This window comes from Clavibacter sp. GW821-FHT01D01 (assembly GCF_059422605.1).
On record NZ_JBWKXC010000004.1, the window covers coordinates 32765 to 48057 of the forward strand.

At 71.8% G+C, this 15293-nt stretch carries 13 protein-coding genes; all 13 read left to right on the plus strand.

The features are described from left to right. Positions 1-179 precede the first annotated feature (179 nt). The 13 genes from AC07VC_RS07250 to AC07VC_RS07310 all read left to right on the plus strand — a co-directional run bounded on the left by AC07VC_RS07250 (position 180) and on the right by AC07VC_RS07310 (position 15292). The gene (locus AC07VC_RS07250) at positions 180-440 is read left to right on the plus strand and encodes a zinc-ribbon domain-containing protein (RefSeq protein ID WP_094116241.1); all 261 of its coding nucleotides are present in this window, start codon (positions 180-182) and stop codon (positions 438-440) included. A 107-nt stretch (positions 441-547) separates the two neighbouring features. Further along, positions 548-1465, plus strand: coding sequence for a family 43 glycosylhydrolase (locus tag AC07VC_RS07255; protein WP_317229279.1), 918 nt, complete (start codon positions 548-550; stop codon positions 1463-1465). A gap of 118 nt (positions 1466-1583) precedes the next feature. Further along, positions 1584-2837, plus strand: coding sequence for an ABC transporter substrate-binding protein (locus AC07VC_RS07260; RefSeq protein WP_317229280.1), 1254 nt, complete (start codon positions 1584-1586; stop codon positions 2835-2837). Between the two features lie 84 nt (positions 2838-2921). Beyond that, positions 2922-3881, plus strand: a complete 960-nt coding sequence (locus tag AC07VC_RS07265; protein WP_494676199.1) for a carbohydrate ABC transporter permease — start codon at positions 2922-2924, stop codon at positions 3879-3881. Continuing rightward, positions 3878-4765, plus strand: a complete 888-nt coding sequence (locus tag AC07VC_RS07270) for a carbohydrate ABC transporter permease (protein WP_317229282.1) — start codon at positions 3878-3880, stop codon at positions 4763-4765. Before AC07VC_RS07265 ends, AC07VC_RS07270 begins: the two co-directional genes overlap by 4 nt. Beyond that, positions 4762-5763: a glycoside hydrolase family 43 protein gene (locus tag AC07VC_RS07275; RefSeq protein ID WP_494676200.1), complete on the plus strand. Its 1002-nt coding sequence runs from the start codon at positions 4762-4764 to the stop codon at positions 5761-5763. Before AC07VC_RS07270 ends, AC07VC_RS07275 begins: the two co-directional genes overlap by 4 nt. A gap of 36 nt (positions 5764-5799) precedes the next feature. Further along, positions 5800-6819: a LacI family DNA-binding transcriptional regulator gene (locus AC07VC_RS07280; protein ID WP_494676201.1), complete on the plus strand. Its 1020-nt coding sequence runs from the start codon at positions 5800-5802 to the stop codon at positions 6817-6819. A gap of 128 nt (positions 6820-6947) precedes the next feature. Then, positions 6948-8300 carry an extracellular solute-binding protein gene (locus tag AC07VC_RS07285; protein WP_094116248.1) on the plus strand — a complete coding sequence of 451 codons (1353 nt, stop codon included), beginning with the start codon at positions 6948-6950 and terminating at the stop codon, positions 8298-8300. Then, a complete protein-coding gene (locus AC07VC_RS07290) occupies positions 8297-9322 on the plus strand; it encodes a carbohydrate ABC transporter permease (protein WP_494676202.1) in 1026 nt (341 codons plus the stop codon). The genes AC07VC_RS07285 and AC07VC_RS07290 overlap by 4 nt, the downstream gene beginning before the upstream one ends. Next, on the plus strand, positions 9319-10290 hold the full coding sequence (locus AC07VC_RS07295) for a carbohydrate ABC transporter permease (RefSeq protein ID WP_494676203.1): 972 nt from the start codon (positions 9319-9321) through the stop codon (positions 10288-10290). The genes AC07VC_RS07290 and AC07VC_RS07295 overlap by 4 nt, the downstream gene beginning before the upstream one ends. 168 nt (positions 10291-10458) lie before the next feature. Beyond that, positions 10459-13512: a glycoside hydrolase family 2 TIM barrel-domain containing protein gene (locus AC07VC_RS07300; RefSeq protein ID WP_494676204.1), complete on the plus strand. Its 3054-nt coding sequence runs from the start codon at positions 10459-10461 to the stop codon at positions 13510-13512. Positions 13513-13622: 110 nt separating this feature from the next. Beyond that, positions 13623-14909: a D-arabinono-1,4-lactone oxidase gene (locus tag AC07VC_RS07305; RefSeq protein ID WP_494676205.1), complete on the plus strand. Its 1287-nt coding sequence runs from the start codon at positions 13623-13625 to the stop codon at positions 14907-14909. Between the two features lie 113 nt (positions 14910-15022). Then, complete coding sequence (locus AC07VC_RS07310; RefSeq protein ID WP_043582728.1) at positions 15023-15292, plus strand: mycoredoxin; 270 nt, start codon at positions 15023-15025, stop codon at positions 15290-15292. The last annotated feature ends 1 nt before the right edge of the window (position 15293 follow it).

Genomic DNA, 15293 nt, shown 5'->3' on the forward strand with positions numbered 1-15293 from the left:
GCGGCTCCCGGGCAGGCCGTCGCGGCGGTGACGTGCGCGCCGTCGTGGTGCGTGGTCATGCGGGGCCGATCTGCCGAGTGGTGTCCTTCGAAGGTACCGGGTGATCCGCGAAGCGTCGCCTCCTCGTCCGGGGGCCGCCCCACCGCCTATGCTCCGCCGGCGCCGCGTAGCCTCGACGGGTGATCCTCCTGTTCGGCACGCGTGCCCGCGACGCCCTCATCGTGGTCGTGACGTTCGCCTGCCTCCGCTGCGGCGTCACGGCCCCCCAGCGCGTCCTGCACCGGACGCTCCGCTTCACGCTCTTCCTCGTGCCCCTCCTCCGGCTGCGCTCGACCTACCGCGTGGTCTGCCCGACGTGCGGCCTCGAGACGCGCCTCACGAAGGACCAGGCGATGCACGCCCTCGAGTGGGCGGTCCGCAACCGCGGCGCGCGCCGCTGACGCCCGGCCGACTCGCGATCCGGTCGCGTCGGCTCTTGACTCCCTCGCCCCGCGGATCTATTTTATCGATACAGGTTTTATCGATACATGAAGCACGAGGGAGTGCGATGACGACCATCGATCGCGATGCGGCAGCCGGGCCGTCGGGTGCCGCCTCGACCGTGCGCGGTCTGCTGGCGGATCCCTCGCTCCTCGTGGTCGACGACCGCTGGTACCTGTATCCCACGACCGACGGCAGCGAAGGATGGGCAGCCGACGCCTTCCACGCCTGGTCCTCCCCCGACCTCGTCACCTGGCGAGAGGAGGGCGAGGTGCTGCGGCTCGGCCGCGACGTGACCTGGGCCAGCGACCACGCCTGGGCCCCCGCGCCCTTCGAGCGGGACGGCGTCTTCTACCTCTACTACACCGCCGAGCAGTCCATCGGGGTCGCGCGGTCGGACAGCCCCACGGGCCCGTTCGTCGACCTCGGGCGGCCGCTCGTCGCTCGTGGCGACTACCACGGGACCGCGATCGACCCCTCCGTCTTCGAGGACGACGACGGGACCGTCCACCTGCTCTGGGGCAACGGGATCGCGCACATCGTGCCGCTCGCCCCCGACCTCGTGTCCTTCGACCCGGCAGCGGTCCGCTCCTGGACCCCCGCCGGGTTCCGCGAGGCCGTGAGCATCCACCGGCACGCGGGCGTCTGCTACGCCACATGGTCGGAGAACGACACGCGGGAGGCCGACTACCGCGTGCGCTGGGCCCAGGCGCCGCACCCGACCGGCCCCTGGACCGACGGCGGCGTGCTCCTCGAGAAGCGCCCCGAGCTCGGGATCCTCGGCACGGGCCACCATGCCGTCCACCGCGTCCCGGGCACGGACGACTGGATCATCGCCTACCACCGGTTCGCGATCCCGTCCGGGAACGGCCACCGGCGCGAGGTCGTCTTCGACCGCCTCCACCACCTCCCGGGCGGCGGGCTCGTCCCCGTCGTCCCGTCCCTCGACCACCTCCGGCTCCCGCTCCCCGCTCGCCCGCGCTGATCCGCGCGCGGCCGACCGGCTCCTCGACTCCCCCTCGCACGACCGCACCGCAGCACCACCCCTTCACCCACCCATACAGGTCCGTCCACCGGACGGACCGCTCGCACGGAGGAATGCAATGTCGCATCGTTCTCACGGGCCGCTCGCACGCAGCGCAGCCGCCCTCGCCACCCTCGCCCTGGGAGCAGCCGCCCTGTCGGGCTGCGCTCCCGGGGCCGACGACGGATCCACCAGGCTCTCGTTCTTCTCCTGGGACAACGAGGCCACCATGACCCCGGTCATCGACGCGTTCGAGGCGGCGAACCCCGGCATCACCGTGGAGTTCTCCAGCGCCCCGCCCGTCGCCGAGTACATCTCCACGCTGCAGACCCGCCTCGTCGGCGGCACCGGCGCGGACGTCTTCGCCATCGCCGCGGAGAACAAGACCAACCTCATCGACGCCGGCTACGTGAAGGACCTCACCGACGAGCCCTTCATGGCCGCGATGAGCCCCTTCAACACCGAGACGTACGGCCGCGACGGCCGCGCCTACGGGATGTCGACCAACTCCTGGGCGGGCGGGCTCCTCGTGAACGAGCAGCTCCTCGCCGACGCCGGCGTCACCGGGATCCCGACCTCGTGGGACGACTTCCTCGACGTGCTCGAGGACGTGAAGGCCACGGGGGTCACGCCGTTCTACGACGGTGCCGGTCAGATCCCGATGACGGTCGCCGCCATGGTCGGCGCCGAGGACGCGGCAGCCGGCGGCGACGTCGACGCCGCCATCTTCAGCGGGGACGCGGAGTTCGCCGACCTCTGGGACGAACCCCTCGCCGCCTACCAGGAACTGTTCGACCGCGACCTCATGAGCCAGGACGTCATCAGCCTCACCGGCGACCAGATCGTCGACGAGTTCGTGAACGGCCGGGTCGCGATCATGACCGCCGGCCCGTGGAACGTGCCCGCCGTCCGCGAGGCCGCCCCCGACATGGACATCGCGTTCGCGCCCGTGCCGACCCCGACCGGCGACGCCTTCTGGGCCGGCGCCGCATCCCCGGGCTACGCCATCAACGCGAAGAGCGAGAACACGGAGGCCGCCGAGGCGTTCCTCACCTTCCTCGGCAGCGAGGAGGGCGTCGGGCTGTTCCAGAAGGAGACGGCCGCGCTGACCACGACCGACAACTACACCCCCGAGATCGACCCGGCGCTCCAGCCCAACCTCGAGGGCCTGCAGAGCGGCGACTTCTACCTGCCGCAGATCGCGTGGCCCCGCTACCAGGACGCCCTCAACACCGACGCGGTGGCGCAGATCCAGCTCATGATCCAGGGTTCGGCGACGCCGGCGGACGTGTCCGCAGCGCTGCAGACCCGCCTCCAGGAGCAGGAGGGCTGATCTGGCGGAGGGGGGGGGGGCCCCCCCCCCCCTCCCCCCCCCCCCTCCCCCGGTCGTCTCCCCGCACCGACACGAGAGGTAGTCATGTCCACCATCGCCCCTGCACGTCCCACGGTCCCGCCCCCAGCGGGCCGCCCGCGCGACACCCGCCGGGCCGGAGCCGCCCGCCGACGCGAGCAGCTCGGCACGCAGGCGTTCCTGATCCCGATCCTGCTGGTGTTCGTCGTCCTGTTCGCCATCCCGCTCGCGCAGTCGTTCTACTTCAGCCTCACCGACTTCGACGGGTACTCCGCCGAGGCGCGGTTCGTGGGGTTCGACAACTACGCGAGCATCCTCCGCGACCCGGCCATGCTCGCCGGCTTCCGCTTCACCCTGCTGTTCAGCGTCGGCACCACCGTCCTCGTGACGGCCCTCGCGCTGCCCCTCGCCGTGGTGCTCAACAAGCCGTTCCGCGGCCGCGGCGCGGTCCGGGCGATCCTGTTCTTCCCCGCCATCCCCAGCATCGCGATCCTCGGGCTCGTCTGGGGGCTGATCCTCTCGCCGCTCGGGTCGGGCGCCATCAACTGGGTGCTGCGCACGCTCCTCGGCCTCGGCGCGGTGCCGTGGCTGTCGAACAGCTCCCTGGCGCAGCTGTCGGTGATCATCGTGGGCGTGTGGTCCATGACCGGGTGGCACGCGATCCTCTACCTCGCCTACCTGCAGTCGATCCCGGAGGACTACTACGAGGTCGCCCGGCTCGACGGGGCATCCGCCCGGCAGCGGTTCCAGTCCATCACCCTCCCGCTGCTCGCCCCCGCGATCACCGTGAGCACGCTCCTGCTGATGACGGGCGGACTCAAGGTCTACGACCTGCCCTTCACGCTCACGAAGGGCGGTCCGGGGTTCTCGACCTACACGATCACGCAGTCCATCATCCAGAGCGGCGTCGCGCAGGCGCAGTTCGGCAAGGCCTCGGCGCTCGCCGTGGTGTTCCTCCTGGTGGTCGGCGCCATCGTCGCCGTCCAGCTCCTCCTCTCCCGTCGCGTCGAAGGGCGGCTCTCATGAGCGGCAGCACCGCGGGCATCCCGCCCGTCCCCCTCCGCCCACGCCGCCGCAGCGGGGCCCGAGCCCGCCAGCGGTGGTCGTCCGGCGTCACCAGCGTCCTGATGATCGCGCTGGCCGCGGTCGTCGGCGCGCCGTTCTACTACATCGTCGTCAACACCTTCAAGACGCAGGCGGAGACCAGCCGCTCCCCGTTCGGGCTCCCCGCCTCCCTCGACCTGGGGAACTACGCGGACGTGCTCGCGTCGGTGCCCATCGCGGGGGCGTTCCTCAACACCCTCTACATCACCGTGGTCTCCGTGGCCGTGATGCTCCTCATCGGGTCCATGGCGGCGTACGCGATGCTGCTGCGGAGGACCGTCGTCAACCGCATCGCCGCCGTCGTGCTCGTCATCGCGTTCCTGGTGCCGGGGCAGGCGACCCTGATCCCGCTCTACCGGATGATGGCGGGTGCCGGCCTCGTGGACAGCCGCAACGGCCTCATCGTCCTCTACGCGGCGGGCGCCGTCTTCTGCTACTTCCTCATCCAGGGCTACCTCCGCACCCTGCCCGTGGAGGTATTCGAGGCGGCGCGCATCGACGGCGCCGGACCCTGGCAGATCTACTGGCGCATCGTGCTCCCGCTCATCCGCCCGATCCTCATCACGGTCGGCGTGTTCCAGACGATGTGGGTGTGGAACGACTTCATCACGCCGAACGTCTTCATCAGCAGCCCCGAGAAGCAGACGCTCGTGCTGCAGGTCTACAAGGCGGTCGGGCAGTTCGGCGTCAACTGGCCGGCGTTCCTGACGCTCAGCGTCATCGTGCTGCTGCCGATGGTCGTGTTCTTCATCGCGATGCAGAAGCACATCGTCGGCGGCCTCGTGTCGGGGAGCGTCAAGGGGTGACGCCCGGGGAGCCCGCCGCCTACGCGATGGCCTACTTCGAGCCGGGCGACCGCGAGGACGGCGAGCGGATCCGCCTCGCCGTCAGCGACGGGCCCGATCCCCTCGCCTGGACCCGTGTCGCCGACGGGCGGCCGGTGCTCGCGTCGGAGGTGGGCGAGCACGGGCTCCGCGACCCGTTCCTCCTCCGCGACGAGCGGCGCGGCGTCTTCGTCCTGCTCGCGACCGACCTCCGCACCTGGCCCGACGAGGACTGGGACCGCGCCGTGCACCGCGGCAGCCGGTCCATCGCGGTCGCGGAGTCCGCGGACCTGGTCACGTGGTCCGCCGTCCGCCTGGTCCGCGTCGCCCCAGACGACGCGGGGAACGCCTGGGCGCCGAAGGCCGTCTGGATCCCGGGCACCGGCGAGTGGGAGGTGCTCTTCGCCGCCGGCCCGCGCGCCGGGTCCGAGGCCGGCAGCGGCACCTGGGCCGGCGCGCCGGGCGGCCACCAGCGCATCCTCGCGACCCGGACCCGCGACTTCCGCACGTTCTCGCCCGCGCGCGTCGCCGTGGACACGGGGAGGGACCTCATCGACATGGCGCTCCTGCCCCACGGCGGTCGCGTGCTCCGGTTCTCGGTCGAGGATGCGTCGGGCGGCACGGGGCCCCGACGCGGCACCGCCGTCTCGGTCGAGGTCGGCGACCGGGTCGACGGCCGGTTCCGGCTCGTGGCACGCGGCGTCGGCATGCCCGAGCTCGTGCACGGTGAGGGTCCCGCGCCGTTCGTCGGCATCGGGGGCGACGACACCATCTGGCTCCTCGTCGACGAGTTCGGGCACCGGGGCTGCCAGGTGCTCTCGACCGGCGGCGACGGCACCGGGCCGTGGACGCACCGTCCCGAGGCCCGCCTGCCCGACCGTGCGCGCCACGGGTCGGTCCTCGCCGTCTCCGCCGCCGAGGCTGCCGTGCTGCGTGCCGGGGCCGACGGTCGTGGTCGCGACGCCCGCCCGTCGGCGTAGTCGACGGGCCCCTCCGGGTGGCAGACTCGTGATCCGATGAGGAAGACGGGCCTGGTGACCATCTACGACGTCGCCCGGGAAGCGGGCGTGTCGGCCATGACCGTCTCCAACGTCATCAACGACCATCCGCACGTGCGCGACGCGACGCGCACGAAGGTGGTCGACGCCATGACCCGGCTCGACTACCGGATCAACGTCTCCGCCCGCAACCTCCGCGCCGGCCGCACCGGCACCATCGGCCTCGTCGTGCCCGAGTTCGACCGGCCCTACTTCGGGCAGCTCGCGGCCCGGATCGTCGAGGCCGCGACGTCGCACGGCTTCCGGGTGGTGCTCGAGCAGACAGGTGCCCGTCGCGACGCTGAGCTCGAGTCCCTGTCCATGTCCCGCAACAGCGTGTACGACGGGCTGATCCTGAGCGCGGTCGGACTCGGGGCCGGCGACGCGGAGCTCCTGCGCGTCGAGAATCCGCTCGTCATCCTCGGCGAGCGCATCTTCGAGGGCCCGGTCGACCATGTCGCCATGCCGAACGCGGAGGGCGCCCGACTCGCGGTCGCGCACCTCATCGAGGCCGGATGCCGTCGCATCGCGATGATCGGGGACCCGGATCCCGGCGACGTGACCGCCGGCGCCCTGCGCATGGACGGCTACCGTCGGGCTCATGCGGACGCGGGACGCGCCGTCGCGCCCGAGCTGCTCGTCGGCCGTTTCGAGTACTCGATGGCGGGCGGCCACGCCGCGATCACGCGCCTGATGGGATCCGGCGCCGAGTTCGACGGCGTCTTCTGCGTCACCGACACGGTCGCCATGGGCGCCCTCCGGGGACTCGCCGACGCGGGGCGCCGGGTGCCGGACGACGTGCGCGTGGTGGGCTTCGACGAGATCCCCGAGAGCGCATACCTCGTGCCGGGCCTCACGTCCGTGGACCCCGACCACGACTTCATGGCGCGCACGGCCGTGGACCGGCTCGTGCGGCGCATCGAGGGCGACCGGACGCCGGCTCGCGAGTTCCTCGCCGAGCCGCGCCTCGTGATCCGCGGCTCCTCCGCGCGCCGCTGACGTCCGGCCGGCGCCCACCTCCCTCGCAGGAATCCCGACCAGGGGTTAGGAATAAGTTTCGTCCCGCGCCTACAGTGGGAGTGGCGCCAAGCGCCGCTGCCATCAACGACGACGGGAGGGATGCGACGATGCATTCGATCAGCAGGAGACAGGCACTGGGGGTGGGGGCCGCCGCCGCGGGGACGCTGGCGCTCGCGTCGTGCTCGGCACCGGGCGGGAGGCTGGTCAACTCCGATCCGGTCATCCCGGCCGTCGCCGCGGGCGAGAAGGTCACGCTCACGTACTGGGCGTGGCTGAAGGACCTCCAGAAGGTCGCGGACGTCTGGAACGCGCAGAACCCCGACATCCAGGTCGAGGCCGTCTGGATCCCCGGCGGCAACGCCGGCGGCTACCAGAAGATGTACTCCGCCATCACGGCGGGCGGCGGGCCCGACATCGGCCAGGTCGAGCTCCGGCAGCTGCCCGAGTTCCTCCTCGCCAACGGCCTGGTCGACCTCACCCGCTACGGCGTGGACGAGTACCGCGACAGGTACGACGAGGCGCTGTGGAAGCAGGTCAGCTTCCAGGACGGCGTCTTCGGGATCCCGCAGGACTCCGGCCCGATGGCGTTCTACTACCAGCCGGCGCTCCTCGACCAGGTGGGCGGCCAGCCGCCCGCCACGTGGGACGACTGGGCGGCCCTCAGCGCCGAGGTGCGGAAGACGGGCGCGGGGAACTACCTCGACTGCTTCCCCGTGTCGGACGCCTCCGTCTTCACGTCGTACGCGACCCAGGCCGGCGCGAACTGGTTCAAGGTCGACGGCGAGCGCTGGGTCATCGACATGCTCGACGACCGCACGCTCGAGGTCGCCGCGTTCTTCGACAAGGCCATCGACGACGACATCGTCAACACCAGCTTCACCGCCTACTCGCCGCCCTGGTACGCGGCCGCCGCCGACGCGAAGATCTTCGGCTGCACGAGCGCCAGCTGGGGCGACGCCCTCATCCAGTCGGTCTCCGGCGGCGAGGGCAAGTGGCGCGTCGCGCCCATGCAGACGTGGTCGTTCGACGGGTCCTACGGGTCCAGCTACCTCGGCGGATCCACCGCGGCCGTGCTCGCGAACAGCAAGCACCCCGCCGAGGCCCTCAAGTTCATGACGTGGATGACCACCTCCCCGGAGGGCATCGACGCGATGATCGCGAACTCCGGCATCGGCTGGTCGCCCTCGCCCGACTACATCGGCGCACCCCGGCAGGAGCCCAGCGAGTTCTTCAGCGGGCAGTCCTACAACGAGGAGGTCTTCGTGCCCGCAGCCCGCGAGCAGAACCTGGAGTGGACCTGGTCCCCGCTCACGCAGTACACGCTCAACACCCTCCAGGACGAGTTCCGCCGGAAGCTCACGAGCGGGCAGACCCTCGTCGACTCCCTGCCGCTGGCGCAGGAGGCCGTGATCGAGGCCTTCCGCAACAAGGGCCTGCGCGTCGAGGCGGCCTCCGCATGAGCACCGCGACGAGGCCCGCCGGGGCCCACCGTGGCGAGCACGCCGCCGACCGCCCCGCCCGCGCACCCCGCGCGGGCGTCGGCAAGGGCCAGCTGAAGAAGTCGCAGACCGTCGCGCCGTGGGTGATGCTCACGCCGTTCCTCGCGGTGTTCCTGCTGACCTTCGTCCTCCCGATCATCTACGCCGTCTTCCAGTCGTTCACGACCGTGCGGCGGGAGGGGCTCTTCGGCGAGCAGGGCGTCACGACCGTCTTCGCCGGGTTCGAGAACTACGCGCTCGCGCTCGCGAACGACGCCTTCACGGCGTCCATCGGCCGGGTGCTGCTGTTCGGCATCGTGCAGGTGCCCGTGATGATCATCCTCTGCACGGTCCTCGCGCTCCTCCTGGAGTCGGCGTCGGCGAAGTGGCCGCAGTTCTTCCGGGCGGCGTACTTCATGCCGTACGGCGTGCCCGGCGTCATCGCGACGATCCTCTGGGGCTTCCTCTACATCCCGGGCCTGTCGCCCATCATCGACATCGGCGAGATGTTCGGGCTGCAGCTCGACTTCCTCAGCGCCGGGACGGTGCTCTGGTCCATCGCGAACATCGTGACCTGGACCTACACGGGCTACAACATGCTCATCATCATCGCGCAGCTGAAGTCGATCCCCGGGGACGTCTACGAGGCCGCGCGCATCGACGGCGCGGGCGCCTGGCGGACGGCGTTCTCCATCCAGCTGCCGCTCATCCGGCCCGCGCTCGTGCTCGCCACCGTGTTCTCGATCATCGGGACGCTGCAGCTGTTCGCGGAGCCGCAGGTGCTCGCCACCTCCGCCCCCGCGATCGACTCGCAGTACACGCCGAACCTCTCGGCGTACACCACGGCGTTCGCGTACAACGACTACGGCGTCGCCGCCGCGCAGGCGGTCATCATCGCCCTCGCCGCGTTCGTGCTGTCGTTCGTCTTCCTCGCGATCACCAACAGGAAGCCCAAGGAGGAGCGGGAAGCCGCCGCAGCGAGGAAGAAGGGGGCGCGCGCATGACCGCCACGCAGGAGGTCGCCACGACCTCGACCGACCAGGCCGCCGCGAAGGCGGAGCACAAGCGGGCCGCGCAGGCCGCCGAGGCGAAGGTGAGCCGGCCCTCCAAGGCCGGCGGCGCCGCGGGTGCGGGCACCAGGCCCGCCACCCGGATCCTCGTCACGGCGATCCTCGCGCTCGTCGCCCTGTACTTCCTCGTCCCCGTCTACTACATCGTGGTCGCCGCCACGAAGACGACGGCCGACCTGTTCAGCACCAACGGGTTCCTGTTCGCGAACATGAACCTCTGGCAGAACCTCACGATGGTGTTCACCTACAACGACGGCATCTTCGTCCGGTGGTTCCTCAACTCGGTGCTCTACGCCGGGGTGGGCGCGCTCATCGCGACGTACTTCGCCGCCGCCGGCGGGTACGCGCTCGCCAAGTACCGGTTCCGGGGATCGAACATCGTCTTCGGCACCATCCTCGGCGGCGTGCTCGTGCCGGGTACCGCCACCGCGCTGCCGCTGTTCCTGCTGTTCAGCAGCATGGGCATCGCGAACACGTACTGGTCGGTGCTCATCCCGTCGCTCGTGTCGCCGTTCGGCCTGTTCCTGTGCCGCATCTACGCGCAGGCGTCGGTGGAGGACGCGGTCATCGAGTCGGGCCGGATCGACGGGGCGAGCGAGCTGCGGATCTTCCACACGCTCGCGCTCCGCTCGATGACGCCCGCGCTCGTGACGGTGTTCCTGTTCCAGCTGGTCGGCATCTGGAACAACTACTTCCTGCCGCTGATCATGCTGGCCGACGACAAGCTGTACCCGATCACCCTCGGCCTCAACAACTGGCGGAGCCAGGTCGACCGTCTGCCGGAGTTCTACCAGCTGACCACCGGCGGCGTGCTCGTCTCGATCATCCCGCTCATCGCCGCGATGATCGTCCTGCAGAAGTACTGGCGCGGCGGCCTGACCGACGGCGCCGTCAAGGGCTGATCCGCGGCGCCGTCGAGGGCCGACCTCGACGGACCGCACCCGCGACCGATCGCGGACGGCCGGGCAGGGCGACCTGCCCGGCCGTCCGCGCATTCGGCGCGGCGCCCCCCGACCCACGATGATGGGAGCGCGGCACGTCGCCGCACCCGCCCACGCGCAAGGAAGCCCATGACGCACGCCCTCCCCTACTTCGAGGACTTCGCCCCCACGACGGGCCCGGCCCGCCGCCCCCGTTCCTGCCTGCACTCGGATGCCCCGCGCATCGTGCTGAACGGCGACTGGCGGTTCCGCCTCTCCCCCAGCCCCCGCGGCCTCGACGAGACCATGGCCGATCCGGCCTTCGACGACTCCGGCTGGGACGAGATCCCCGTGCCGAGCCACTGGGTGCTCGGCCAGGACGGCCGCTTCGGCCTCCCCGCCTACACCAACGTGCAGTACCCGTTCCCCGTCGAGCCGCCCTTCGTGCCCGACGAGAACCCGACGGGCGACTACCGCGTCGAGATCGACGTGCCCACCACCTGGGAGTCGCTCGAGCGCGTCGTCCTCCGCTTCGAGGGCGTCGAATCCGCCTTCAAGGTGTGGTGGAACGGCGACGCCGTCGGCACGGCGATGGGCTCGCGCCTCTCGCACGAGTTCGACGTGACCGAGTTCCTCCGGCCCGGCGCCAACGTGCTCGCCGTCCGCGTGCACCAGTGGTCGATCGCCAGCTACCTCGAGGACCAGGACCAGTGGTGGATGCCCGGCATCTTCCGCGACGTCACCCTCCTCGGCCGCCCCGAGGGCGGCATCGACGACGCGTGGACCCGCGCCGAGTACGACCACGAGACGGGGGCCGGCACGGTCCACGTCGAGGTCGACGCCGAGCCCGCCGCCTTCCCCGTCACCCTCGAGGTCGAGGACCTCGGGATCCACGTGACGTGGGACACCCCCGCCGACGTCGCCCCCGTGCACGTCGACCGGGTCGAGCCGTGGAGCGCCGAGAGCCCCACGCAGTACCAGGGCTTCCTCCGCACCAACGTCGAGGCCCTCTCGATCCGCCTCGGCTTCCGCACGGTGCGCATCGAGGGCGACCGCTTCCTCGTCAACGGCCGCCGCGTCGTGTTCCACGGCGTCAACCGCCACGAGGCCCACCCGGAGCGCGGCCGCGTCTTCGACGAGGACCACGCGCGCGCCGACATGCTGCTGATGAAGCAGCACAACGTGAACGCCATCCGCACGAGCCACTACCCGCCGCACCCCCGCGTCCTCGACCTCGCCGACGAGCTCGGCTTCTGGGTCATCGACGAGTGCGACCTCGAGACCCACGGCTTCGAGTTCGGCGGCTGGGTCGGCAACCCCAGCGACGACCCGCGCTTCGCCGACCACTACATGGACCGCATCGAGCGCACGGTCGAGCGCGACAAGAACCACCCCTCCATCGTCATGTGGTCGCTCGGCAACGAGTCCGGCACCGGCCGGAACCTCGCCGCCATGTCCGCCTGGGTCCACCGCCGCGACCCCGGACGTCCCGTGCACTACGAGGGCGACTACACGGGCGAGTACACCGACGTCTACTCGCGCATGTACTCGAACCTCCAGGAGACCGAGTCCATCGGCAGCGACGTCGTCCCCGGCGACCTGCTCGGCTGCACGCCGGGCGAGGGCATGCGCCAGCGCTCGAAGCCCTTCATCCTCTGCGAGTACGTGCACGCCATGGGCAACGGCCCCGGCCAGATCGCCGAGTACGAGGACCTCGTGCTCCGCTACCCGCGCCTGCACGGCGGCTTCGTGTGGGAGTGGCGCGACCACGGGATCCTCACCGAGACCGCCGACGGCGAGGCGTTCTACGCGTACGGCGGCGACTTCGGCGAGGTCGTGCACGACGGCAACTTCGTGATGGACGGCATGGTCCTGCCCGACGACACCCCGACGCCCGGCCTCGCCGAGTACAAGGCCGTCGTGCAGCCCGTCGCGTTCCGCCTCGAGCGCGACGGCGGATCCGCGTCCCTCGTCGTCGAGAACCGCTACCACACGGTCTCCACCGCGCACACGAGCCTCGTCTGGGTGCTCGCGGTCGACGGCGACGACGTCGCCACGGGCGTCCTCGACCCGGCGTCCGTGCCCGCGGGCGGGACCGCCGTGGTGCCGCTGCCCGCCGACGCGCTCGACGCCGGCGGCTCCGCCGTGGAGGGCGCCGAGGTCTGGCTGACCGTGCAGGCGATCCTCCGCGACGACGCGCCGTGGGCCGAGGCCGGCCACGTGGTCGCCGTCGCCCAGTTCGACCTCACCCCCGCGCCCCGCCCCGCCGTGCCCGCGCGCTGGGTCGACGCCGACGAGGACGCCTACCCCGCGTCCGGCGCCGCCCGCCTGACCCTCGGCGACGGCGAGTTCGACCTCGCGACCGGGCGCCTCGTGCGCCTCGGCTCCCTCGAGGTCGACGGCCCGCGCCTGGAGCTGTGGCGCGCGCCGACCGACAACGACCGCAGCGACAGCAGCGGCTCCTACGAGCTCGCCGACCCGCGCCTCACCTTCGGCAAGGGCGTGCCCGGGCCGTCGAGCGAGGCGCGCTGGCGCGGCGCGGGCCTCGACCGGCTGACCCACCGGGTCCGCGAGGTGAAGGTCGGGTCCGGCTCGCTCACCGTCGTGGTGCGCACGAGCGCGGCGCAGTCCTTCGACTCCGTCGACACGACGTACTGCTGGACCGAGGGCGCCGACGGCGACCTGGGCCTCCGCGTCGACATCGTGCCGAGCGCCGGGTGGGCCGTCACGTGGCCCCGCGTCGGGATCCGCTTCGACCTCCCCGCGAGCGTCACCAACGCGGAGTGGTTCGGCACCGGGCCCTTCGAGTCGTACCCCGACTCGCGCCGCGCGGCGCTCGTCGGCCGGTTCTCGTCGCTCGTCGACGACCTGGGCGCCGTGTACTCGCGTCCCCAGGAGACCGGCCACCGCAGCGACCTGCGGGAGCTGGAGCTCGGCACGTTCGACGGCGAGGGCGGCATCGTGATCCACGCGGCGCCCGACACCGCGGGCCGTCGCCCCGGCTTCACGGCCTCGCGGCACACGCCGCAGGAGCTCGACCGCGCGGCCCACCCGCACGAGCTGCCCGCGAGCGAGGCGGTGCACCTCTACATCGACGCGGCGCAGCACGGGCTCGGATCCCGCGCGTGCGGCCTCGACGTGCTGCCCGAGCACCAGCTCTGGCCGTCGGCGCGCACGCTCGAGCTCACCATCCGCAGCCGCTGACGCGGAGCACGTGACGGGCCGCCGCATCCGGCGGCCCGTCGCTCGCCCTCCGGCCGGAGGGCGGGCAAGCTGGAGACGACGGCGTCCGATGGCGGGCGCGAGGAGGACGCATGACCGACACCATCGAGCAGGGCACCGCGGGCACCAACTGGGCCGGCAACTACGCGTACCGGGCGAGCGCCGTGCGCACGCCGACGAGCGTCGAGGAGCTGCGGACCATCGTCCGCGAGTCGCCCCGCCTCCGCGTCCTCGGCTCCCGCCACTCGTTCAACGACATCGCCGACTCCGACGTGCTGGTCTCGCTCGCGGAGCTCCCCGCCGACCTCGTGGTCGACCGGGACGCGAGCACGGCCACGTTCTCGGCGGGCCTCGCCTACGGGAAGCTCGCCGAGCTCCTCGGCGAGGAGGGCCTCGCCATCCACAACCTCGCCTCGCTCCCGCACATCTCGGTCGCCGGCGCCATCGCGACCGCCACGCACGGGTCCGGCATCGGCAACGGCAACCTCGGCACGGCGGTCGCCGCCCTCGAGCTCATCACCGCCGACGGCGAGACGGTCACCTACCGCCGCGGCGACGACGACTTCGACGGGGTCGTGGTGGGCCTCGGCGCGCTCGGCGTCGTCACGCGCATCACGCTCGACGTCGAGCCCGCCTACCTCGTGCGCCAGCGCGTGTTCGAGGGCCTCTCCTGGGACGCGTTCGACGGGAACCTCGAGGACGTCTTCGGGGGCGCCTACAGCGTCAGCGTGTTCACGCGCTTCGGCGAGGCCACCGATCAGGTGTGGCTGAAGAGCCGCGTGCAGCTCGACGTCGACGGCCAGCCCGAGGACGAGGTCGTCGTGCCCGACTACTTCGGGGCGCCCGCCGCGACCGAGGAGCGCCACCCGATCCTCGGCATCGACCCCGTGAACAGCACCTCGCAGCTCGGGGTCGTCGGCCTCTGGTCCGATCGCCTGTCGCACTTCAAGATGGGCTTCACCCCGAGCGACGGCGAGGAGATCCAGTCGGAGTTCCACGTGCCGCTCGACCGGGCCGTCGAGGCCGTCCAGGCGCTCCGCGCGATGGGCGACCGGATCCGCCCGATCCTCCTCGTCTGCGAGCTGCGCGCCGTGGCCGAGGACCGGCTGTGGCTGAGCCCCCAGTACGGGCAGACCACCATCGGCCTGCACTTCACCTGGAAGCGCGAGCAGGAGGCCGTGGAGGCGCTGCTCGTCGAGCTCGAGGCGGCCATCCGCCCCTTCGGCGCCCGGCCGCACTGGGGCAAGGTGTTCACCGCCGGGGCGGCCGACATCGCTCCGCTGTACCCGCGGGCCGGCGACTTCCTCGCCCTCGCCGAGCGGCTCGACCCCGAGGGCAAGTTCCGCAACGCCTGGTTCGACCGCTCGCTGCGCGGCTGAGGCGCATCCGGCCCTGACCGGCACCTGGCCCGCGATCCCCACCACCGACGACACTGTCCTCCAGGTGCGGGAATCGCGGGCCGGCGTCGTGTACGGCGCGTAGGGTGAGCACCATGGCGCCCGAGACCTCCTCCTACGTGCCCGCCCCCGGGCGGATCACGATGTTCTCCACCACCTGGTGCGGCTACTGCCGCCGGCTGAAGTCGCAGCTCGACCGCGCGGGCATCGGCTACGACGAGGTGGACATCGAGCAGGTCCCCGGCACCGCCGAGCTGGTCGAGGCCATCAACGGCGGCAACCAGACGGTGCCCACCGTCCTCTTCCCCGACGGCTCGTCCGCCACCAACCCGTCGCTCGCCGACGTGACCGCGAAGGTGGCCTGAG